20 protein-coding genes are annotated in these 22501 nt (G+C 71.2%); 10 read left to right on the top strand and 10 right to left on the bottom strand.

The genetic code is table 11. The features are described 5' to 3' along the window. Positions 1–59 precede the first annotated feature (59 nt). Genes OG627_RS25675 through OG627_RS25660 form a run of 4 tightly spaced genes read right to left on the bottom strand, consistent with a single transcriptional unit; the run spans position 60 to position 3442 of the window. Positions 60–953, bottom strand: a complete 894-nt coding sequence (locus OG627_RS25675; RefSeq protein WP_443073537.1) for a sugar ABC transporter permease — start codon at positions 951–953, stop codon at positions 60–62. Beyond that, positions 947–1975 carry a carbohydrate ABC transporter permease gene (locus OG627_RS25670; protein ID WP_329068917.1) on the bottom strand — a complete coding sequence of 343 codons (1029 nt, stop codon included), beginning with the start codon at positions 1973–1975 and terminating at the stop codon, positions 947–949. The genes OG627_RS25675 and OG627_RS25670 overlap by 7 nt, the downstream gene beginning before the upstream one ends. Beyond that, positions 1975–2130 (bottom strand): hypothetical protein, encoded by a 156-nt coding sequence (locus OG627_RS25665; RefSeq protein ID WP_329068915.1) that lies wholly within the window; start codon positions 2128–2130, stop codon positions 1975–1977. The genes OG627_RS25670 and OG627_RS25665 overlap by 1 nt, the downstream gene beginning before the upstream one ends. A 37-nt stretch (positions 2131–2167) precedes the next feature. Beyond that, positions 2168–3442 carry an extracellular solute-binding protein gene (locus OG627_RS25660; protein ID WP_329068913.1) on the bottom strand — a complete coding sequence of 425 codons (1275 nt, stop codon included), beginning with the start codon at positions 3440–3442 and terminating at the stop codon, positions 2168–2170. Between the two features lie 315 nt (positions 3443–3757). Between OG627_RS25660 and OG627_RS25655 the strand changes: the two genes are divergently transcribed. Next, positions 3758–4813, top strand: coding sequence for a LacI family DNA-binding transcriptional regulator (locus tag OG627_RS25655; RefSeq protein WP_329068911.1), 1056 nt, complete (start codon positions 3758–3760; stop codon positions 4811–4813). Between the two features lie 74 nt (positions 4814–4887). Continuing rightward, the gene (locus OG627_RS25650; protein WP_329068909.1) at positions 4888–5913 is read left to right on the top strand and encodes a phosphatase PAP2 family protein; all 1026 of its coding nucleotides are present in this window, start codon (positions 4888–4890) and stop codon (positions 5911–5913) included. On the opposite strand, the gene OG627_RS25645 is transcribed toward OG627_RS25650, so the two are convergent. Both OG627_RS25645 and OG627_RS25640 read right to left on the bottom strand, forming a co-directional pair. Further along, entirely contained in the window at positions 5808–6197 is a 390-nt protein-coding gene (locus OG627_RS25645) for a signal peptidase I (protein ID WP_329068907.1), read from the bottom strand. The genes OG627_RS25650 and OG627_RS25645 overlap by 106 nt on opposite strands. A gap of 80 nt (positions 6198–6277) precedes the next feature. After that, positions 6278–7483: a glycosyltransferase gene (locus OG627_RS25640; protein WP_329068906.1), complete on the bottom strand. Its 1206-nt coding sequence runs from the start codon at positions 7481–7483 to the stop codon at positions 6278–6280. Positions 7484–7839: 356 nt separating this feature from the next. On the opposite strand from OG627_RS25640, the gene OG627_RS25635 reads away from it, so the two are divergent. Together OG627_RS25635 and OG627_RS25630 are read left to right on the top strand one after the other, a co-directional pair. Continuing rightward, on the top strand, positions 7840–8544 hold the full coding sequence (locus OG627_RS25635; RefSeq protein WP_329068905.1) for an NTP transferase domain-containing protein: 705 nt from the start codon (positions 7840–7842) through the stop codon (positions 8542–8544). Between the two features lie 56 nt (positions 8545–8600). Then, on the top strand, positions 8601–9521 hold the full coding sequence (locus OG627_RS25630) for a glutaminase (RefSeq protein ID WP_329068903.1): 921 nt from the start codon (positions 8601–8603) through the stop codon (positions 9519–9521). 42 nt (positions 9522–9563) lie between these two features. On the opposite strand, the gene OG627_RS25625 is transcribed toward OG627_RS25630, so the two are convergent. Further along, positions 9564–12650, bottom strand: coding sequence for a bifunctional [glutamine synthetase] adenylyltransferase/[glutamine synthetase]-adenylyl-L-tyrosine phosphorylase (locus tag OG627_RS25625; RefSeq protein WP_329068901.1), 3087 nt, complete (start codon positions 12648–12650; stop codon positions 9564–9566). 226 nt (positions 12651–12876) lie between these two features. On the opposite strand from OG627_RS25625, the gene OG627_RS25620 reads away from it, so the two are divergent. Together OG627_RS25620 and OG627_RS25615 are read left to right on the top strand one after the other, a co-directional pair. Further along, entirely contained in the window at positions 12877–13404 is a 528-nt protein-coding gene (locus OG627_RS25620) for a pyridoxamine 5'-phosphate oxidase family protein (protein WP_329068899.1), read from the top strand. Between the two features lie 407 nt (positions 13405–13811). Further along, a complete protein-coding gene (locus OG627_RS25615) occupies positions 13812–14804 on the top strand; it encodes an NAD(P)-dependent alcohol dehydrogenase (RefSeq protein ID WP_329068897.1) in 993 nt (330 codons plus the stop codon). 123 nt (positions 14805–14927) lie between these two features. Here the strand turns inward: OG627_RS25615 and OG627_RS25610 are convergent, their stop codons facing one another. Together OG627_RS25610 and OG627_RS25605 are read right to left on the bottom strand one after the other, a co-directional pair. Beyond that, entirely contained in the window at positions 14928–16289 is a 1362-nt protein-coding gene (locus OG627_RS25610) for a glutamine synthetase family protein (RefSeq protein ID WP_329068895.1), read from the bottom strand. 262 nt (positions 16290–16551) lie between these two features. After that, positions 16552–17112, bottom strand: a complete 561-nt coding sequence (locus OG627_RS25605) for a MarR family winged helix-turn-helix transcriptional regulator (RefSeq protein ID WP_329068894.1) — start codon at positions 17110–17112, stop codon at positions 16552–16554. 136 nt (positions 17113–17248) lie between these two features. Here OG627_RS25605 and OG627_RS25600 point away from each other — a divergent pair, with 136 nt between their 5' ends. From OG627_RS25600 to OG627_RS25585, 4 genes are all read left to right on the top strand, one after another. Then, entirely contained in the window at positions 17249–17626 is a 378-nt protein-coding gene (locus OG627_RS25600) for a hypothetical protein (RefSeq protein WP_329068891.1), read from the top strand. Between the two features lie 90 nt (positions 17627–17716). After that, the gene (locus OG627_RS25595) at positions 17717–18364 is read left to right on the top strand and encodes a DUF3105 domain-containing protein (protein ID WP_329068889.1); all 648 of its coding nucleotides are present in this window, start codon (positions 17717–17719) and stop codon (positions 18362–18364) included. 92 nt (positions 18365–18456) lie between these two features. Then, positions 18457–19215 carry a DUF305 domain-containing protein gene (locus tag OG627_RS25590; RefSeq protein WP_329072975.1) on the top strand — a complete coding sequence of 253 codons (759 nt, stop codon included), beginning with the start codon at positions 18457–18459 and terminating at the stop codon, positions 19213–19215. A 169-nt stretch (positions 19216–19384) separates the two neighbouring features. Continuing rightward, positions 19385–21142, top strand: coding sequence for an NAD+ synthase (locus tag OG627_RS25585; RefSeq protein WP_329068887.1), 1758 nt, complete (start codon positions 19385–19387; stop codon positions 21140–21142). A gap of 81 nt (positions 21143–21223) precedes the next feature. Here OG627_RS25585 and OG627_RS25580 read toward each other — a convergent pair whose 3' ends face one another. After that, the gene (locus tag OG627_RS25580) at positions 21224–22465 is read right to left on the bottom strand and encodes an MFS transporter (RefSeq protein ID WP_329068885.1); all 1242 of its coding nucleotides are present in this window, start codon (positions 22463–22465) and stop codon (positions 21224–21226) included. Positions 22466–22501: the final 36 nt, after the last annotated feature.

The following is a 22501-nucleotide window of genomic DNA, read 5'->3' as shown; positions in this document are numbered from 1 at the left end:
ACGGAATCGGTGGTGCGGGTCCCGGTGGTACGGGAGGCGGTAGGGGCGGCGGCGGGCGGTCAGCCCTTGACGGCACCGGCGGACATGCCGGTGACCAGGTGCCGCTGCGCGAAGAGGAAGACGAGCGCGGCGGGGATCGCGATCAGTACGGACGCGGCGGTCATCGGGCCCCACTGGGCGCCGTACTGGTTGACGAACTTCTGGAGACCGCCGGCGAGGGTGAGGTTCTCGTCGCCCACCATGAAGGCCGAGGCGTAGGCCACTTCGCCCCAGGCGGTGATGAAGGAGTAGAACGCGGTCACCGCGAGTCCGGGCTTGGCGAGCGGCAGGATCAGCCGGAAGAACGTCCCGAAGGGCGTCAGTCCGTCGACCATGCCGGATTCGTCGATCTCCCGGGGGATGGTGTCGAAGAAGCCCTTCATCATCCAGGCGCAGAAGGGCACGGCGATGGTGAGGTACGTGATGACCAGGCCGGCCGACCTGTTGAGCAGCCCGAGTCCGGCCATGATGTTGTAGATCGGCACGATGAGTACGGCGACCGGGAACATCTGGGTGACCAGCAGGGTCCACATCAGTCCGCGCTTGCCGGGGAAGCCGAAGCGGCTGACCGCGTAGCCGGTGGTGGCGGCCACGAACACCCCGAGGAGGGTGGTGAGGCCCGCGATGACCAGCGAGTTGCCGAACCAGGTGAGGAACGGGGTGTCCCGCAGCAGGTTGGTGTAGTTCTCGAAGGTCGTCTCTTTGAAGAAGTCCGTGGTGGTGGCGTAGCTCGCGGGCTTGAGCGAGGTCAGCAGGACCCACAGCACCGGGAAGACCGCGATCACGGACGCGACGACGAGGGTGGCGTGCAGGGCGACCGAAGCCACCGGTGAACGCCGCCCGCGCAGCGGGGGGTTGGCGGCCTGGACGGCGGGTGCGGTGGAGGTCGGGGCGGGGGCTGTGGTGGTCACCACGTATCTCCCTGCTGGCGGAGGACTCGCCGGTAGACCGCGGCGAAGAGCATCAGGAGGACCAGGATCAGCACGCCCCAGGTGGAGGACTGCGCGAAGTCGCGCGGGCTGATCTCGAAGGAGAACTTGTACGCCTGCGTGACCAGGATCTGTGTCGCCTCGCCCGGTCCTCCCCTGGTCAGCAGGAAGATCACCGGGAACATGTTGAACGTCCAGATGGTGGAGAGCAGGATCACCGTCGTGCTGACCGGGCGCAGTCCCGGCATGGTGATGTGCCGGAACCGCTGCCAGGCGTTCGCGCCGTCCATCTCGGCGGCCTCGTACATCTCCCCCGGGATGGACTGGAGTCCGCCGAGCAGCGCGACCATCATGAAGGGCACGCCGAGCCAGATGTTGACGGCGATGACCGAGAACTTGGCCCAGGTGGGGTCGTTGAGCCACGGCACGGCGTCGATGCCGCCGCCGGCGAGCAGCTTGTTGAGGAAGCCGCGGTCCTCGTTGTAGAGGAAGCGCCAGGCGAAGACGGAGACGAAGCCGGGGACGGCCCAGGGCAGGATCAGCAGCATCCGGTAGAAGGAGCGCCCGGCGATCCGGCGGTTGAGGATGTTGGCGAGGGCCAGCCCGAGCGCGAAGGTGACGCTGACGCAGGAGACCGTCCACACCAGGGTCCAGCCCAGGGTGGAGAGGAACTGATTGCCCGTCAGCGCGTCGGCGTAGTTGTCGAGTCCGACGAACTTGTAGGTGGCCGGGAGGTGGTTGACGCCGATGTTGCGTTCGACATTGCGTTCGTTGGCGTCGGTGAGCGACAGGTAGACACCGCGCAGCAGCGGGTATCCGATGATCACGCCGATCACGACGACCACCGGGGCGACCATGGTCCAGGCGTACCAGTGGGTGGAGACGGCTCGCCGGAGCCCGCCGGCCGCCCGGGTCCCGCCGGTCGGTGTGCCGGAGCCGGAGCCCCGGCCCCGGGCGAGTTCGTCGCCCGGGGCCGATGCCACCGACCGGCCGGTGTGGACAGCCATCAGCCGGTCCGCCTTCCTTCCGCTGCCACGTTCACGTTCACGGTCCCGATCTCGTTCTGGGTCTGGGTCTGGGTCTGGGGCTGGGTCTGCTTCTCGGTCCGGTGCTGGGTCCGGTGCTCGGCCGCCGTGGTGTGCACGGTCGCCGTGGTGTGCACGGTCGCCGTCCCGCTCGGGCTCTCGCTCGCGTTCTCGTTACTTCCAGCCCTTGAGGAGCTTGCGGTACGAGTCGCCGGTGGTCTCGACGCCCTTCTTCGGCGTGGTCTGGCCGGTGAGGACCTTGGTGTACTCGGTGACCAGCGGGGCGAACAGGCTGCCGGTCTCGGGGATCCAGGGCCGCTCGACGGCCTTGTCCACCACGGGCTTGAAGAAGCCGACGATCTCGTTGTCGGCGACGCCCGGCATGTCGTAGACCGCGGTACGGGTGGGCAGCAGGCTGAGCTGCTCGGCGACCTTGGCCTGGCTCGCGGCGGACGTCATGTACTCGGTGAAGGCATAGGAGGCGTCGAGGTTCTTGGAGCCCGCGTACACCGCGAGGTTGTGGCCGCCCTGCGGGGCGCCCTGCCCCGCGGATCCGGCCGGTACGGGCGCGATGCCGAGGTTGGCCTTGTCCTTGAACTGCGCGCCGCCGTAGGTGTCGGCGACGGCCCACGGACCGTTGATGATCATCGCGACCTTGCCGTCCTTGAACGACGCCTGCATGTTCTCCCAGCCGTCGGTGGCGTCGGTCTTGGCGGCGCCGGAGTCGACGAGGTCCTTGACGACGGTCATGGCCTTGGCGCCGGCCTCGTCGTCGACGGTGATCGTCCTGGACTTGGCGTCGACCAGGTTGCCGCCCTCGCCGTACAGGAACGACAGGAACCAGTACGCGTCGTCGCCGCGCAGGTACATGCCGGTCTTCCCGGTCCTGTCCTTGATCGTCTTCGAGACGGTCTTCAACTCGTCGATGGTCTTGGGCACTTCGACGCCCGCGTCCTTGAAGATCTTCTTGTTGTAGAAGATGCCCATGGAGTCGATGACCTGCGGCACCGCGTAGGTCTTGTCGTCGTACTTCGTCGAGGCGGCGGCCTGCGGAAGGAAGTCCTTCTCGTCCTTGAGCGCGGCCGTGCCGTCGAGCGGCGCGAGGTAGCCGAGATCGGCGAACTCGGGGGTCCAGGCGACCTCGGAGCGGATCACGTCGGGGGCGCCCGAGCCGGACTGGGCCGCGTTCTTGAACTTGTTCTGGGCGTCACCGAAAGGCACGTTGACGTAGTTGACCTTGACCTTCGGGTGCTGCGCCGTGAAGCCCTCGGCCAGCTTCTTGAAGACCTTGTCCTCGCTGCCGACGGTCGAGGTGTCCCACCAGGTGACGGTCCCGGACAGCTCACCGCCCTTGCCACTGCCGTTTCCCGAATCGCCGTCACTGCCGCAGGCGGTCGCCGCGAGGGCCAGGATCGCGGCCAGGGCGGTGGCCGTTATGCCACGTCGCATCCGAACTCCTTCAACTGCCGTACCGCTCCGTCGCGGCGCCGGGTCGGTCGTGAAAGTAACAGCGATGCAAGAAGGCCGAAAGACCTTGCGGAAAATTTCCGCAAGAACTACTGATCGTTACCGTCGCGTGTCCTGGTGATTACCGGCCGGTGCCTTGACGTGAGCGCCAGGACCGGTCAGGGGGCACACCCGTACCGCAACCGCACCTCAGCCCCACGGCGGGAAGGTTTCGCAAGATCTTGCAAGAGCTTGCTGCCATGGCCGGAAACCGTGCGTGGTGGGCAATCCGACACCCGCCCGGTACAGTCCACTCCCATGACCGCACGGCTTGCCGATATCGCAACTCAGGCGGGGGTCAGCGAAGCGACGGTCAGCCGCGTTCTGAACGGCAAGCCCGGGGTTGCCGCGACCACCCGCGAGTCCGTACTCGCCGCGCTCGATGTCCTCGGATACGAACGCCCCGTACGGCTGCGCCGCCGCAGCGCGGGGCTGGTCGGCCTGATCACCCCCGAGCTGGAGAACCCGATCTTCCCCGCCCTGGCCCAGGTCATCGGCCAGGCGCTGACGCGGCAGGGCTACACCCCGGTGCTGGCGACCCAGACCCCCGGCGGCTCGACCGAGGACGAGCTGACCGAGATGCTGGTCGAACGGGACGTCTCCGGCATCATCTTCGTCTCGGGACTGCACGCCGACACCTCGGCCGACATGCGCCGTTACGAGAAGCTGCGCGCCCAGGGCGTGCCGTTCGTCCTCGTGGACGGTTTCTCGCCGAAGGTGCGGGCACCCTTCATCTCTCCCGACGACCGGGCGGCCGTCCGGCTCGCGGTGACCCATCTCGTCTCGCTCGGCCACCAGCGCATCGGTCTGGCGGTCGGCCCCAAGCGGTTCGTGCCCGTACTCCGCAAGATCGAGGGGTTCCGCGCCACGGTGCAGGAGCTGCTGGACCTCTCCCCGGCGGAGACGGAGGAGCTGATCCAGCAGTCGCTGTTCACCCTGGAGGGCGGCCAGGCCGCGGCGGCGGCGCTGATCGAGCGCGGCTGTACGGCGGTGGTGTGCGCGAGCGACATGATGGCGCTCGGCGCGATCAGGGCCGCGCGCCGGCTCGGACTCGACGTACCCCGGGACCTGTCGGTGGTCGGTTTCGACGACTCGCCGCTCATAGCCTTCACGGACCCGCCGCTGACGACGATCCGCAAACCCGTGCCGTCCATGGGTCAGGCGGCGGTCCGTACCCTGCTGGAGGAGATCGGCGGTACGCCCGCGCCGCACAGCGAATTCGTCTTCATGCCCGAACTGGTCGTACGCGGTTCAACCGCCTCGGGACCGCTCCCCGGCCCCCCGGCCGTACCCGGATCGCGGCATCGTCCTTGAGGCGTAGCGGATGCGTCGAGAACCCGCCCGAGGGATGATCGGTCGGTGGCACGAATCTGGCAGACTTTCCCACCATGGGTGAATCCACCGTGAACACACAGGAAAGCCGAACGGCCACTCCGTCACCCATCCCTGACGAGACGGCCCGCCCGGTGACCGACGACCGCACCAGGCTCCAGCGCCTCCGGTCGCCCGGCCGACCGCGTATCTGGTTCGAAATCCTGCTGATCGCGGTGAGTTACTACACGTACTCGCTGATCCGCAACGCCGTGCCCGAGCAGAAGGCGAAGGCCCTCAGCAACGCGGACTGGATCTGGCGGACGGAACAGACCCTCGGTATCGCGGTGGAGCGTTCGGTCAATCACGCCGTGGACTCGGTGACCTGGCTGATCATCGCCATGAACTACTACTACGCCACGCTGCACTTCATCGTGACGATCGGGGTGCTGGTCTGGCTGTTCCGCAGCCACCCCGGCCGTTACGCGGCGGCCCGGCTGGCGCTGTTCGCGACCACGCTGGTGGCCCTGCTCGGCTACTACCTGTATCCGCTGGCGCCGCCGCGGCTCATGACCGGACAGCACTTCATCGACACCGTCGTGCACCACCAGACCTGGGGTTCGATGGCCTCGGGCAACCTGAAGAACATGTCCAACCAGTACGCGGCCATGCCGTCGATGCACATCGGCTGGTCACTGTGGTGCGGGCTGATCATCTTCGCGCTCGCCAGGGCGCCCTGGGTACGGATCCTCGGTCTGCTCTACCCCATGGTCACCCTGCTGGTGATCGTCTCCACCGCGAACCACTTCTGGCTGGACGCGGTGGGCGGCATGATCTGCCTGGCGTTCGGCTTCACCGTCTCGTACCTCTGGTACGGCTCCCTCCCGCACCAGCTGCCGCGCCGGGTCGGGACACACGCGGCGCCTCCGCGCCTCGGACCGATGACGGGCGGACGCGGCGGCACGGGCCGCCCCGGGCCCCGGCCGATCCGGGATCCTCACGCCGGAGGAACCGCGCCCTCCGCCTCCGGCGCGGCGTATCCGGCCACGGAAGGCCATCGCACGGTCAGCACCACGGAATCGTCCTCAGCCACCCAGGAGTGATCCACTCCCCGGCCCCAGACGACGTAATCGCCTTGCTCTTCCAGCAGCACGCTGCGACCGGGGAACTCCATACGGAAGCGACCCGTGACGAGGACCAGGAGAGCCGTCCGCACCTCGCCCTCCACCCACTGGGCTCGCCGCTCACCGCGTGGGTGGACACCCCACTTGACCTCCACGGCGTGGCTGTGGCGCGGATCGCCGTGCTCCTTGAAGTGCCCGAGCAGCCATCCCCGGTCCACCGTCGCGTCCTTGCCCGCGTTGCCCACGTACACGCCGTCTTCCATGGGCCCGAACGCTAGCAATCGACCACCGCGCCGGTCGCGGCGCGATCAGCGCTTCCGCGCACCGGCCGGGGCGGCCCCGCTCACCGGAGCGCCTCGACCAGCAGGCCCGCGGCCACCTCCGCCCCGTCGGTGCGGATCCGGCTGCCCACAACCTTCGCCCGCGCCCCGGTCCCGGGGGCCAGGGCCGTCTTGAACGCGACGCCCAGGGACTCGGCGGTCGGGGGCGGACCATCGAGTGCCGCACCGAGCTCCAGATCCGCCACCCGGCCCGCCCAGTACGGGTTGTCCGAGAGCTGGAGCGGTATCACCACCTGCGGCGCGCCCGCCCGGGCGGCTGTCAGCGTCGTGCCGGCGCCGCCGTGGTGCACCACGGCGGCCACCCTGCCGAACAGGCTCTGATGGCTGACCTCGCCGACGGCGAAGCAGTCGTCCCGGTCGTCGGCCAGGTCCAGGTCCGCCCAGCCGCGGGACACGAGCACCCGGCGCCCCTGTGCCCGGATCGCCTCGACGGCCATGCGGCCGATGTCCCGCGCCGGGCGCATGCTGCCGAAGCCCACGTAGACCGGCGGCGCGCCCGCGTCCAGGAACGCCTCCAGGTCGGCCGGGAGCGGGCGTTCGTCCGGCAGGCTCCACGCACCTGTCTGTACGACGTCGATGCCCGGGGTCTCCTGCCACCGTCCCAGGACCGGGTCCGCCGCCAGCCACGGCCGGTCGGTGAGGACGTGGTCGCGGACGTTGTCCACCGGTGGCAGACCGATCGCCGCCCGGTGGCCGTTGAGCACCTCACCGAACTGCGCGTTCACGTGGCGGGCGTCCAGCTCCCACAGCGCCCGGTTGCCGTTCGCCACCGGCTCCGGCCAGCCCGGCCGCGGTGGTGGCGCGTGGTGCGGCGACGGCAGATGGACCGCCGCGTAGCTGGCGTACACGTAACGGATGCCCGCGGCCTCGGCCACGGACCGCGCGGCGACCTGCGCCAGGCCGGCCGCCACCAGCGCGTCACACCCGTCGAGCGCCGCGGGGAAGACGTCGAACTGCGTCGCGACCATCTCGGTCCGGTACCGGGACAGGTCCGCCGCCGACGGCAGAGCCGTCCCGCGCATCATCTCCCGCACCGGGGGCCCGACCGGCACCAGTTGCACCCCGATACCGGCGAGCCGCTCGGCGAACTCCTCGTCCGGCGGGGCGCACATCCGCACCCCCACCCCGAGAGCCCTCAGCCGCACAGCGAGGGCCACCAGCGGTTCGACATCGCCGCGCGTCCCGTACGTGGACAACAGCACCCGCATTCCGCGTCTTCTTTCGTCGTGGGACCTCGACCGGGCCGTCAGCCCTGGTGACGGTACACGTCCGAAGGCGCCCGGCACGGGCCGGGAGGCGGCCGGTCCCGCCCTTGTCCATGGGCCAACTCGGCCATTCCGGCGCAAACTTGTGCCTTCGCACGCGGCGGCGGGCATCCGCGGGGACCCCTCGCCCACGACCTGGTCGATCAACGCCGCGATTTTCTTCTGGGAGCCGTCCTCAGTGACTACGGTGAGCGCCAGCGTGCCTTGGGGCCGACGGTGCCGCGTCGGCGCGCTTCCGGCCGCCCGCACGGCGAGGTACGCAAGGTCCCCGATCGTCCACACCACCGGAGAGCTGCTCGATGCACAGTTCGTCCACGCCCGTCCCCGATGTCTCGGTCATCCTGCCCTGCGCCGGAGTCGGAGCCCGTTTCGGGGCGTCCTACCCGAAGGAGCTGCACTGTCTGGCTCCGGGGGTCACCGTGCTGGACCGCAGCCTGGAAGCCGTTGTCGAACTGGCCAAGAGCGGACTCAAGGTGCGCCTGGTCGTGGTGTTCGGGACCCACAAGCTGGACACGGTGGCCTATCTCGCGCGCTACGCCGAGATCTTTCAAATGGTCTTCGTCTACCAGGACGAGTCGTGCGGCCCCGGTCTCGACGGAGCGATCCGGTCCGCCCTGCCGATGACGCGGGGGCCGGTGGCCCTCGTCCTGCCCGACATCGTGGTGACCGGCCCGGACACGGCCGGCAAGCTCCTCGCCGCGCTGCGGCGGACAGAGGTGACGGGGTGGAGCGTCGTGGCCGCCGAGGAGCGGGATCCCGGCACGCTGCGGCAGATGGGCGCGCTGGCCGTGGCCGAGGCGGACGGCGTCGTGACCGTGGGGGCGGCGACCGACAAACCAGTGGATCCCTCGGGCTACAACGCGTTCTGGGGCATGGTGGCGGTCACCGAGGACGAGGCGCACCGGCTGCCCGACGTCGTGGGGCAGGGAACGGCCAGCCCACTGGCGGGCGCGGCCGCCCTCATGGTGGAGGGCATAGTCAACTACAACACTCCCGCGGGCTGACTCCCCGCGCGCCCGCGAGCGCGTGCACGCCAGGACCGTTCTGAGAGGATCCGGGCATGCACACGCCCGACTACCAGCAGCTTCTGCACACCTCCATGGCCGCCGCCCGCGCGACGGCGGGCACGGGACGGGTCGCCGACTACATCCCGGCGCTCGCCACGGTCGACCCCGACGCCTTCGGCATGGCCCTCGCGACGGTCGACGGCGAGGTGTACGGGGTCGGCGACTGGGAGCAGCCGTTCTCGGTGCAGAGCGTCTCCAAACTCTTCAGCCTGGCGCTGGTGCTGGCCCACGGCGGCAACCGGATCTGGCGCGGCGTGGGGCGCGAGCCGTCGGGCAATCCGTTCAACTCGCTGGTGCAGCTGGAGGCCGAGCACGGCATCCCGCGCAACCCGTTCATCAACGCCGGCGCACTGGTGGTCACCGACCGGCTGCACAGCCTGACCGGCGACGCCGCCGGGGCCGTACGCGACTTCCTGCGCGAGGAGTCCGGCAACCCGCTGCTGGACACCGACCCGGTGGTGGCCGCCTCGGAGGCCGGGCACGGACACCGCAACGCCGCGCTGGCGCACTTCATCGCGAGCCACGGCAATCTGGAGAACCCGGTCGAGACGGTCCTCGACCGCTACTACGCACACTGCTCCATCGCGGCGAGCTGCCGCGATCTCGCGCTGGCCGGCCGCTTCCTGGCGCGGCACGGGCTGCGCGCCGACGGCTCCCGGCTGATGACCGGCAGCGAGGCGAAGCGGATCAACGCGGTCCTGCTGACCTGCGGCGCCTACGACGCGGCGGGCGAGTTCGCCTTCCGGGTCGGCCTGCCGGGCAAGAGCGGCGTGGGCGGCGGCATCGTGGCCATCCTGCCGGGCCGGGCCGCGCTGTGCGCGTGGGGGCCGAGCCTGGACCCGGTGGGCAACTCGGTGGCGGCGGTCGCCGCGCTGGACGCGTTCACGACCGCCACCGGCTGGTCGGTCTTCTGACCGGGCCGGTCCGCCGGGGCGGCGCCGCCCCGGCCGCGCCCCTCACACCGTCCCGTAGAACAGCTTCTCCATCACCGCCCGCGCCCTGCGCGTCGTGCGGCGGTAGTCGTCCAGCATGCCCCCGCTGTACGCGGTGTGCGCCGGGTGGGCGGGGGGCGTGCCGTTGGCCGGGGGTGTGCCGCCCGCCGGGACCGGGTCGCGGCCGGCCGCCGCCCCCGGTGTGTATCCCAGGTAGCGGGCCATCGCGCCCAGTTCGCGGCCGTCCGACGGGAAGGTGTCGCCCGGCCTGCCCCGTACCAGCATCGCGCCGTTGCGGACCCGGGTCGCGAGCACCCACGCGTCGTCCAGGATCCGGGCCTCCTCCGCCGGGATCAGCCCGGCCGCGTGAGCGGCGGCGAGGGCCTCGCGGGTACGCGTGGTACGCAGGCCGGGTTCGGCGGCGCCGTGGCGCATCTGGAGGAGCTGGACCGTCCACTCGACGTCGGAGAGGCCGCCCCGGCCCAGCTTGGTGTGGAGCGTGGGGTCGGCGCCGCGCGGCAGCCGCTCCGTCTCCATCCGCGCCTTGAGCCTGCGGATCTCCCGTACCGCGTCCTCGCCGAGGCCGTCGGCCGGGTACCGCAGCGGATCGATCAGCTCGATGAAGCGGCGGCCCAGGTCAGCGTCGCCCGCCATCGGCTCGGCGCGCAGCAGCGCCTGGCTCTCCCACCCCAGCGACCAGCGGCGGTAGTACGCCGCGTAGGAGGCGAGCGTGCGCACCATCGGGCCGCTCTTGCCCTCCGGTCGCAGATCCGCGTCGATCATCAACGGCGGCTCGGAGGAGGGCACTTGGAGCAGCCGGCGCATCTCGGTGACCACCGCGTTCGCCGCGCGGGCCGCCTCCTGCTCGGACACGCCCTCGCGGGGCTCGTGGACGAAGAGGACATCGGCGTCGGAGCTGTAACTCAGCTCGTGGCCGCCGAAGCGGCCCATGCCGATGACCGCGAACCTCGTCGGCAGGGTGTCGCCCCACTGGGTGCGGACGACCGCGCGCAGCGCGCCCGCGAGGGTCGCCGCGTTGAGGTCGGTGAGCGCGTTGCCCACCCGGTCGACGAGCGCGCCGGGGTCCTTCTCGGCCGGGCTCTCCTCCGTACCGTACGAGCCGATGATGTCCGCCGCCGTCGTACGGAACAGCTCCCGCCTGCGCACCCCGCGCGCCGCGGCCACCGCGCCCTCGGCCGTGTCGGCGCGGCCGACCGCCGCGAGGACCTCCTGCTCCAGATGGTCACGGCCGCGCGGTGTCAGCCCGTTCGGATCGCCCAGCATGGCCACCGCCTCGGGGGCCCGCAGCAGCAGGTCGGGGGCGAAGCGCCCGGCCGACAGCACCCGGGCCAGATTCTCGGCCGCCGCGCCCTCGTCGCGCAGCAGCCGCAGGTACCAGGGCGTCTTGCCGAGCGCGTCCGAGACCTTGCGGAAGCCCAGCAGCCCGGCGTCCGGGTCGGCCGAGTCGGCGAACCAGCCCAGCAGCACCGGCAGCAGCGTCCGCTGGATCGCCGCCTTGCGGGTCACCCCGGAGGAGAGCGCCTCCAGATGGCGCAGCGCCGCCACCGGGTCCGCGTACCCGAGCGCTTCGAGGCGCTGGCCCGCCGCCTTGGTGGAGAGCCGGATCTCGCCGGGCGCGAGCTGCGCGACGGCGTCGAGCAGCGGCCGGTAGAAGATCTTCTCGTGCAGCCGCCGCACCACCGAGGCGTGCCGCTTCCAGGCCCGGTTCAGCTCGGCGACCGGATCGCCGCGCAGTCCGAGCGAGCGCCCGAGGCGGCGCAGATCGGCCTCCTCCTCGGGCACCAGATGCGTGCGCCGCAGACGGTAGAGCTGGATGCGGTGCTCCATGGCGCGCAGGAAGCGGTACGCGTCGTCGAGCTGCGCCGCGTCCGTACGGCCCACGTAGCCGCCCGCGGCGAGCGCGGCCAGCGCTTCGAGCGTGGAGCCGACGCGCAGCGAGGCGTCATTGCGGCCGTGCACCAACTGGAGGAGCTGGACGGCGAATTCGACGTCCCGCAGCCCGCCGGGGCCCAGCTTCAGCTCGCGTTCCACCTGTCCCGCCGGGATGTTGTCGATGACGCGGCGGCGCATCTTCTGCACGTCGGGGACGAAGTGGTCGCGCTCGGCGGCCTGCCAGACCAGCGGTGACACGGCGTCGATGTACTGGGCGCCGAGCACCGGATCCCCGGCCACCGCGCGGGCCTTGAGCAGCGCCTGGAACTCCCACGTCTTGGCCCAGCGCTGGTAGTAGGCGAGATGGCTGCTCAGCGTCCGCACCAGCGGACCGTTGCGCCCCTCGGGACGCAGGTTGGCGTCGACCGGCCAGATCGTGCCCTCCATGTTCGACTCGGAGCAGATCCGCATCAGATGGGACGCCAGCCGGGTCGCCGCCTGGATGGCCGCGCCCTCGTCCACGCCGTCCGCCGGTGGCTCGGCCGGCTCCCCGACGAAGATGACGTCCACGTCGGAGACGTAGTTCAGCTCGTGTCCGCCGCACTTGCCCATCGCGATGACCGCGAGCCGGCACGCGGCGGCGTCCTCGGGCGCGGCGGCCTTGGCGATCGCGAGGGCGGCGCGCAGCGTCGCGGTCGCCAGGTCGGCCAGTTCCGCGGCGGTCTCGGCGACGTCCGTCGTCCCGCAGACGTCCCTGGCCGCTATGGCCAGCAGGCTGCGCCGGTAGGCGACCCGCAGCGCGACGGGATCCGTGGCCTCGGCGAGCCCGCGCTCGAAGTCCGCCACGCCGGGGTGCAGGTCCGCCAACTCGTAGGTGACCAGGACCCGCCAGTCCTCGGGGTGCCTGGCCAGATGGTCCCCGAGCGCCTCGGAGGCGCCCAGCACGCCCAGCAGCCGGTCGCGCAGCGGCTTCGCGGTCACCACGGCGTCCAGCAGCAGCCGCCGCTCCTCGGGCAGCTGCGCCTCGGCCAGCCGGGCGAGCCCGTGCAGCGCGAGATCGGGGTCGGCGGTCCCGCCCAGCGCGTCGAGCAGCATCAGATCAGCCCGTACGGGTGCCATCTCGGGCAGGTCGAGCAGCCGCTCGGCGCCGGACGGGTCGGTGAAACCGTGCCGCAGCAGGCGGGTGAACGTGCTGCTCCTGCGCCCCGGCAGTGCCATCTTCGCCGTCTCCTGTTCCGCGGATCCATCCGGTGGACCCGTCCGATCACGCTCTGGAACGGAGCCTAATACCAGGCGGCGGAGGCGGGACCGATGAGTCGCGGGACCGCGCGCGGTCTATGGATGAACGGTCTATGGATGAACGGCCAGTGGATGGACGGCCAGTGAACGAGCAGGGCCCGGGACCCGCCCGGCCCCGCGGACCGAGAAGAGAGGACGGCACACCATGTCAGCGAAGGACCCCGGCGGCGCCCGTGTCCCCCGCACCGAACTGGACCCCCGTTACGGCGAGCCGGAGGCCGAGGCCCTGCCCTGGCGGGAGGCCCTCGATCTGCTCGCCGGGGCGGAGGTCTTCTGGCTGACCACCGTGCGGCCGGAGGGGCGCCCCCACGTCACGCCCCTGCTGGCCCTGTGGTGGGACGGCGCGCTGTATTTCTGCACCGGCGCCGCCGAGCGCAAGGCCATGAACCTCGCCCACAGTCCGGAGGTCGTCCTCACCACCGGCACGAACGCCCTGCGCACGGGATACGACCTGGTGGTCGAGGGCACGGCGGTACGGGTGACGGACGACGGCAGGCTGACGGCCCTGGCGGAGGCGTGGGAGGCGAAGTACGGCCCGGACTGGCACTTCGACGTACGGGACGGGGCCTTCGCGGGCCCGGCGGGCAATACGGCGCTGGTCTTCGCGGTCTACCCGCGCACGGCGTTCGGCTTCGGCAGGGCGCCGTACAGCCAGACCCGCTGGCGTTTCTGACCCGGTCGGGACGGGCTAACACAGCGTCCCCTATCGCGCAAATTGACTGGCGAAAGAAACTCCAACTGGTCAAGGATGAACACCCTCGACCCGCGACACCGGCAGCCACGGGGGTGCAGCCGGTACGGCGGGTCGGTCTCGGGCGGGGTGTGCGCGGTGACGGCTTCACGGGTGGCACCCGCCCGCGGGCGATCGTGGTCATGGCACGGCGGACGGAGAGCGTCCCGCGTCCGCCGTCCTGGGGACGGCCACGATCGCCTCCTTCCGAGAGGACCGGACAGCCGTCTCTCTCACTTCGGCCCACGCCCGCCGGATCGTCCGTTTCCCTGCCTAGCCTGGGAAACGCGGGGTGGAACATCCCCTCGCGCAGGCGCTACGGACGAGACGACCAAGGACGGCCCAGGCAAATGAACGAGATGCGCGCGGCGCTCTACGACCGGTACGGCCCTCCCGAGGTGCTGTACGAGGGCAGCGTCCCGGTGCCCGTCCCCGCGCCCGGCGAGGTGCTGGTGCGGGTCCACGCGGTCGGCGTCAACGGGGGCGAACTGTACGGCCGGGCCGGACGGCTCCGCCTGGTGACGGGCCGCCGCTTCCCGCAGCGGATGGGCATCGACTTCGTCGGCGAGGTCACCGAGGTGGCCGGGGCCGACGGGAGCGCCCGGAGGGCCGGCCGGGCCGGCGCGGCCCCCGGCCCGCGCGTGGGCGACCGGGTGTGGGGCGGGCTGGGGCGCAGGCTGGGCAGCGCAGCCGAGTACGTGGCCGTCCGCCCCCGGCAGATCTCCCCGGCGCCCGGGAACCTCACCCCCGCCGAGGCCGTCTCGATCCTGGCCGGCGGCACGACCTCGCTCACCGCCCTGCGCGACAAGGCGCGGCTCAAGCCGGGGGAACGGCTGCTCGTACGGGGCGGCAGCGGCGGAGTGGGCAGTGTCGCCGTCCAGATCGGCAAGATGTTCGGCGCCCATGTCACGGCGCTGGCGGGCCCGAAGAACCTCGACTTCGTCAGGGAGCTGGGGGCGGACGAGGTCATCGACTACACGACGACCCGCGGCCCGGAACTCGGCTCCTTCGATGTCGTCATGGACACCGTGGGCACCGAACTCCGCTCGTTCCGCGGGCTGTTGGCCCCGGGTGGACGGATGGTGGGCGTGAGCTTCGACACCGACCACCTCGTCTCCAGCCTCGGCTACATCCTCGGCTCCGCCGTGCACGGCACCGGCCGGGTGCGTTTCTTCAGCGGCAACCCCCGGCACGCCCTGCTGGCGGAACTGGCCGGGTACGCGCGCGACGGCGCCGTACGCCCCGTACTGGACACGGCCCGCCCGCTCTCCGACATCGCCGCCGCGCACCGGGCCCTGGAGGCGGGCGGGGTACGCGGAAAGCACGTCGTCGAGATCGGCTGACGCACAGGCACGCCCTGGCCCCGGCGGTCTCCGCCGTTGGGCGGGCGAGCAGACTTCGGGCCCGCGCCGTCACGGCGCGGGCCCGAAGTCCCGTTCATGCGGGGAAACCCCGCTGACCTGCGGCTACAGCACCGGAAGGTTCTTCTTCAGCTCGAAGGCCGTCACCTCGGAGCGGTACTCCTCCCACTCCTGCTTCTTGTTGCGCAGGAAGAAGTCGAAGACGTGCTCGCCGAGCGTCTCCGCCACCAGTTCGCTGCGCTCCATCAGGGAGATCGCCTCGCCCAGGTTCTGCGGGAGGGGCTCGATGCCCATCGCGCGGCGCTCGGAGTCGGAGAGCGCCCAGACGTCGTCGTCGGCGCCCGCCGGGAGTTCGTACCCCTCCTCGATGCCCTTGAGGCCGGCGGCGAGCAGCACCGCGTAGGTCAGGTACGGGTTGGCCCCCGAGTCGATGGAGCGGACCTCGACCCGGGCGGAGCCGGTCTTGCCGGGCTTGTACATCGGTACCCGGATCAGCGCGGAGCGGTTGTTGTGGCCCCAGCAGATGTACGAGGGGGCCTCGCCGCCCGAGCCCGCCGTGCGGGTGGAGCCGCCCCAGATGCGCTTGTAGGAGTTGACCCACTGGTTGGTGACGGCCGAGATCTCCGCCGCGTGCTTGAGCAGCCCGGCGATGAAGGAGCGGCCGACCTTGGAGAGCTGGTACTCGGAGCCCGACTCGTAGAACGCGTTGCGGTCTCCCTCGAAGAGGGAGAGGTGGGTGTGCATGCCCGAGCCCGGGTACTCCGAGAACGGCTTCGGCATGAACGTGGCCTGCACGCCCTGCTCCAGCGCGACCTGCTTCATGATCAGCCGGAACGTCATGATGTTGTCGGCGGTGGACAGCGCGTCCGCGTACCGCAGGTCGATCTCCTGCTGGCCCGGGGCGCCCTCGTGGTGGCTGAACTCCACCGAGATGCCCATGGATTCGAGCATCGTGATCGCCTGGCGCCGGAAATCCATCCCCACGTTCTGCGGGGTGTGGTCGAAGTAGCCGGAGCTGTCGGCGGGGGTGGGACGGCTGCCGTCGACGGGCTTGTCCTTCAGCAGGAAGAACTCGATCTCGGGGTGGGTGTAGAAGGTGAAACCCAGGTCCGAGGTCTTGGCGAGCATCCGCTTGAGCACATAGCGCGGGTCCGCGAAGGACGGCGAGCCGTCGGGCATCAGGATGTCGCAGAACATACGGGCGGTGCCGGGGGCCTCCGCGCGCCAGGGCAGGATCTGGAAGGTGCCCGGATCAGGCTTGGCGATCATGTCGGACTCGTACACCCGGGCGAAGCCCTCGATGGCCGAACCGTCGAAGCCGATGCCCTCGTCGAATGCCTGCTCCAGCTCGGCGGGCGCGACGGCGACCGACTTCAGGAACCCGAGAACATCGGTGAACCAGAGACGCACGAAGCGGACGTCGCGCTCCTCCAGCGTGCGGAGCACAAATTCCTGCTGCTTATCCATATAGCTGTCCTACCCATCCTTGCTGGTCAGGCCACCTGCTCCCATGCCGCGGGGCACGTTGAGGCACATGAGCATCCCACCACACGATTTCGGTCGCGTTGCGAACCCCCGTCCAACGCCCCGCGTCCTGGACGTGTCGGTCTCCTGCCCATAGTGCCTGTCCGTGTGGTGCCCGTGAAACAGCCGACCGCAATCCATGCTGTTCAAGATCGATTCTGGCGACCACCCGCCATCCCGACGGCGACCTTCGGTCAGGGAATGGCTACTTTCCGTCGTCGCACCGCCGGGTTCGGGTGCCCGTCCGGTCCGGCCGCCGGGCGTGCGTGTCCGTCCAGCCCAGCGGGTACGGCTCCGTCTCGTCGCCCGGCACCACCGGCTCCCCGCCCGCCTCGGTGAACGCGGTGAGGGCGTCGACGAGGGCGGCGCGCTGCCCGGGGGCCAGCCGCTCGACGATCGCGGCGATCTCCCGGTGCCGGGCGGCGCCGACCCGGTCGACCAGCTCCAGACCGGCCGGGGTGAGCCGCAGCATCGTCTCGCGGCGGTTGCCGGGGTTGCTCTGCCGGGTCGCGAGCCCGGCGGCGATCAGCCGGTCCAGCGTGCGCATGGCCGTCGACGGATTCACCCCGAGCCGCTCGGCGACCTCCACCAGCTTGGCGTCGCCATGGGTGGCCAGGACCGTGAGCAGCCGCAGCTGGGGCAGGGTGACCGGCTCGCCCGCGGCGGCCAGGGAGCGTACGGAGACGGCGACCAGCAGCCGTGACGCGGTCAGTACGGCGCGGGTCACGGCATCGACGTCCGGCGGCGGCTCTGCTTGCTCGGGCATGTCTCTTCCGTACCGCACCGATGACCGTTTCATTCCGTATTGATTCCGTATTGATGGTGATGGACGGGCCGGATGTGGCCGGGTTAGCCGCTCCTCCCTGCTGCGACCGGGGCCGTACGCACTACCATCTGCGCCCATGGGGGGATCGCGGCGCGGCCACATACGCAACGCGCGTCCCACGGCACTCGTGAGCGCCGTGGCGGCGCTGTTCGCCGCACTCTTCGTCTGTCTGTCACCCGGCCCCGGAGCGCCCGAACCGCACCACGCGGAGCGCTCGGCGACCGCGGTGGGACAGGCCCAGACCGAGTACGTCTGTCCGTACGGCAAGGGCGACTGCGGGCTCGCCCCGCACCTCAGCCAGGCCGTCCTCACCGTGCCGCCGCCGGTGGCCGCGCTCCCCGGCGGCCCGCGCATCTCGCATCTCGAACCGGAGCGCCCCGCCGGCCAGGTGGCGCGCTCCGGCGCGCAGGCCCGCGCGCCGGATCTGCACGTCCTTCAAGTACTGCGGACGTAACCGGGCCCGTACCCCCGCACCGGGGGCCCGGGCAACGCCGACCGCCGTTTCGTGATCACCGCGATCACCGCACTCACCGAAGGACGCACCATGGCTTCCAAGTCCCAGTCCGCCGAACGCAAGGCCCGAATAGAGGAGATGCGCCGCGCCGAGCGGGCCCGTGAGCGGCGCAGCCGCATCATCACGATCAGCGCGAGCGCGCTCGTGGTCGCGGCGCTCATCGCCGGCGGCGCCGTCCTCCTGAACAAGGAGTCGGAAAAGAAGGCGGAAGCCAAGGCCGAGGCGGCCTCCCCCGTCAAGGAGGAGAAGTCCTGGGACGCCGAGAAGCTCGGCCGCAACCACGTCGCCGAGGCCGTCAAGTACCCGATGAACCCGCCGGTGGGCGGTGACCACAACCAGGTCTGGATGAACTGCGACGGCGACGTCTACACGGACCCGGTCCCGAACGTGAACGCGGTGCACTCGCTGGAGCACGGCGCGGTCTGGGTCACGTACAACGACAAGGCGTCGGACGACGATGTGAAGGCGCTCGGCGAGAAGGTCAAGAAGACCAAGTACTCGCTGATGAGCCCGGTGAAGGACCAGGCCGGCGCGATCATGCTGAGCGCGTGGGGCAAGCAGGTCACGGTGGACAGCGCGACGGACTCGCGGGTGAACCAGTTCTTCACGAAGTACGTCCAGGGTGAGCAGACCCCCGAGCCGGGCGCCGCCTGCACGGGCGGAATGGACGCGCCGTGACCGGCCCGGAGAGCGACGCCGGGAACGACGGCGTGCGCGACGGCGTGCCCGACGGTACGAGCGACGGCTTGAGCGGCGCGGAGAACGACGGCGTGGCGGAGTTCCCCCCGCGCCGCCGCGTCACGCGCACGCAGTGGGCGGCCGTCACCGCCGTCGCCCTCGCGCTGATCTTCGCCGGTACGGCCGCGGTGGCCTCCGCCGGCGGCGACGGCGGCTCCGCCGGACCCGCCACCCCGACGTCGGAGTCGGCGGACGCGGGCTTCGCGCGGGACATGGCGGTCCACCACCAGCAGGCCGTGGAGATGTCCTTCATCGTGCGCGACAGCACGGACGACGAGGAGGTGCGCCGGCTGGCGTACGACATCGCCAACACCCAGGCCAACCAGCGCGGGATGCTGCTGGGCTGGCTGGACCTGTGGGGGCTGCCGAAGCTGGAGGCCGGGCAGGAGCCGATGGAGTGGATGTCCACGGCCGACGCCAAGGACACCGGGTCGGCCGACGGCATGTCCATGGACGACGGAAGCACCATGGACCACGGCGGCGGCACGGACCACGGCAGCGCGGGGCACGGCGCGTACGAGCCCCACGACGGGTCCCTCATGGTCGGCATGGCCACGAAGACGGAGCTGGCCCAGCTGCGCGACGCGCGCGGCGAGCGGGCCGAGATCCTCTACCTCCAGCTGATGACCGACCACCACAAGGGCGGCGTCGACATGGCCGAGGGCTGTGTCCGGCTCTGCGAGGTCGGTACGGAGAAGGCCCTCGCCAAGGGCATGGTCGCGGCGCAGGAGTCGGAGATGCGGCTCATGGCCGACCTGCTGAAGGCCAGGGGCGCGAAGCCGCGCTCCTGAAGCCGCCCCCCGGCACCAGGTGTGGGGCGCTTGGGATGGGGCGCCCCCGAGTGAGCGCTCCGGGTGGGGCGCTCCCGTGTGGGGTGCTCCGGGTGGGGCGCTCCCGAGTGGGGCGCCCCACACCTCCGCACCCGTACATCGCGTCAGACAGACGATTACACTGGGCGGCGTGCCTCAACTACGCCTCGCTCTGAATCAGATCGACTCGACCGTCGGTGACCTCGCCGCGAACGCCGAGGCGATCGTGCACTGGACCCGGCACGCCGCCGAGCAGGGAGCGCATCTCGTCGCGTTCCCCGAGATGGTGCTGACCGGCTATCCCGTCGAGGACCTCGCGCTGCGCTCGTCCTTCGTCGACGCGTCCCGGGCCGCCGTGCGCGCGCTCGCGGTCCGGCTCGCCGAGGAGGGCTTCGGGGAGCTGCCCGTCGTCGTCGGCTATCTCGACCGCTCCGAGACCGAGCGGCCCCGCTCCGGCCAGCCCGCGGGCGCCCCGCGCAACGCCGCAGCCGTCCTGCACCGGGGGGAGGTCGCGCTCAACTTCGCCAAGCACCATCTGCCGAACTACGGCGTCTTCGACGAGTTCCGGTACTTCGTGCCGGGCGACACCATGCCGGTGATCCGGGTGCACGGGGTCGACGTGGCGCTGGCCATCTGCGAGGACCTCTGGCAGGACGGCGGCCGGGTGCCCGCCGCCCGTTCGGCCGGGGCCGGGCTGCTGCTCTCCGTCAACGCCTCCCCGTACGAGCGCGAGAAGGACGACACCCGCCTCGACCTGGTGCGCAAGCGCGCCCAGGAGGCCGGGTGCACCACCGCGTACCTCGCGATGATCGGCGGCCAGGACGAGCTGGTCTTCGACGGCGACTCGATCGTCGTCGACAAGGACGGCGAAGTCATCGCGCGCGCCCCGCAGTTCGCCGAGGGCTCGGTCGTCCTGGACCTCGACCTGCCGGCCGCGGCGGCGCAGCCGCCCTCGGGTGTCGTGGACGACGGGCTGCGCATCGACCACGTCGTCCTCTCCGAGGACCCCCTCCCGGCGTACGAGCCCGAGCTGACCGGCGGCTACGCCGACCGTCTCGACGACGACGAGGAGGTGTACTCGGCGCTGGTCGTGGGGCTGCGCGCGTACGCCGCGAAGAACGGCTTCCGGTCGGTGCTGATCGGGCTGTCCGGCGGCATCGACTCCGCGCTCGTCGCCGCCATCGCCTGCGACGCGCTGGGCGCGCAGCACGTGTACGGCGTCTCCATGCCGTCCAAGTACTCCTCGGACCACTCCAAGGACGACGCGGCCGAGCTGGCCCGCCGTACGGGGCTGAACTTCCGTACGCATCCGATCGAGCCGATGTTCGACGCGTACATGGAGTCGCTCGGGCTGACCGGGCTCGCGGAGGAGAACCTCCAGGCGCGGCTGCGCGGCACGATGCTGATGGCGCTCTCCAACCAGGAGGGCCAGATCGTGCTGGCGCCGGGGAACAAGTCCGAGCTGGCGGTGGGGTATTCGACGCTGTACGGGGACTCCGTCGGGGCGTACGGCCCGATCAAGGACCTCTACAAGACGTATGTGTTCCGGCTGGCCCACTGGCGCAACCGGGCCGCGCTGGAGCGGGGCCAGACCCCGCCGATCCCGGAGAACACCATCGCCAAGCCGCCGAGCGCCGAGCTGCGCCCCGGCCAGGTCGACGCGGACTCACTGCCGGACTACGACGTGCTGGACCGGATCCTGGAGCTGTACGTCGACCGCGACCAGGGCATGGACGCGATCGTCGCGGCCGGTTTCGACGCGGAGCTGGTCGCGAAGACACTGCGGATGGTGGACACGGCGGAGTACAAGCGGCGCCAGTACCCGCCGGGCACCAAGATCTCCGCGAAGGGCTTCGGCAAGGACCGGCGGCTGCCGATCACGAACCGCTGGCGCGAGCTGACGGACTGACGGCAGTCCTGGGACGACGTACCGGGAAGGACCCGAACGGGCCCTTTCCGGTACGGGTACCCGTCCGTCCGCCCTGCGCGGTCAGCGCCGCTGCTGGACCGCGACGGCCTCCGGGACCGCCCCCGGGACCTCGGCGGCGTCGCCGCGCGCCACCATCCGCGAGGCCGCGCCCGTACCCCGGCCGCCCCGGTCGAGCACTCCCGCCGTGACCGCGATGGCCAGGCCGATGACCGCCAGTACGGCGCCGACCAGCGTCGGGGACATCCAGCCCCAGCCCGCGGCGATCGCCGCGCCGCCGGCCCAGGCGCCGCCCGCGTTGGCCAGGTTGAAGGCCGAGTGGTTCGAGGCTGAGGCGATCGTGGGGGCGTCCTTGGCCTTGCTCATGACGAGCATCTGGAGCGGCGTGGTGGTCATGAATCCGACCGCGCCGAGGATCACCACGGTCACCAGCGCCGCCCACTGCACATGCGCCGTGAAGCGGAAGGCGACCAGCACCACGGCGAGGGTGGCGAGCGAACCGTAGAGCGTGGGCCGCAGCGCCCGGTCGGTGAGCGGTCCGGCCGCCAGCGCGCCGAGCGTCATGCCGATGCCGAAGAGGGCGAGCACGAGGGTGACGGAGGACTCGCCGAAGCCCATCACCTCGGTCGTCATCGAGGCGAGGTACGAGTAGACGGCGAAGACCCCGCCGAAGCCGAAGACGGCCGTCGCGAGCCCGAGCAGCACCTGCCGGTCGCGCAGGGCGCGCAGCTCGCGGCGGACGCTCTGCTGAGCGTCCACGGGCACGTACGGAATGAGCCGGGCCAGTGCCGCCAGCGCGACCAGGCCGATCACCGTGACGACCAGGAAGGTGGCGCGCCAGCCGAGGTGCTGGCCGAGCAGGGTGGCCGCCGGGACGCCGATGATATTGGCGACGGTCAGTCCGAGGAACATGGTCGCCACCGCCCGCGCCTGCCGGCCCTCGCGCACCAGTCTGGCGGCGACGACGGCGCCGACGCCGAAGAACGCTCCGTGCGGCAGTCCGGCCAGTACCCGGCCCGCCATCAGCCAGCCGAAGCCGGGGGCGAGCGCGGAGGCCAGGTTGCCGACGACGAAGAGGGACATGAGCAGCAGGAGCATCCGTTTGCGCGGGATGCGGGAGCCGAAGGCGGTGAGCAGCGGGGCGCCGATGACGACGCCGATCGCGTAGGCCGACACCAGATAGCCGGCGGTGGGTACGGAGGTTCCCAGATCGTCCGCGACGTTGGGCAGCAGGCCCATCATGACGAACTCGGTCGTCCCGATGCCGAAGGCCGAGACGGCCAGGGCGAGCAGGGCGAAGGGCATGGAGAGTGGCCTTTCGTGGAGAGTGTTCCCGGAAGG

The organism is Streptomyces sp. NBC_01429 (assembly GCF_036231945.1).
Taxonomy (GTDB): Bacteria; Actinomycetota; Actinomycetes; order Streptomycetales; family Streptomycetaceae; genus Streptomyces.
The sequence above is the reverse complement of the archived record's forward strand: the minus strand, read 5'-3'. Positions and strand labels throughout refer to the sequence as shown.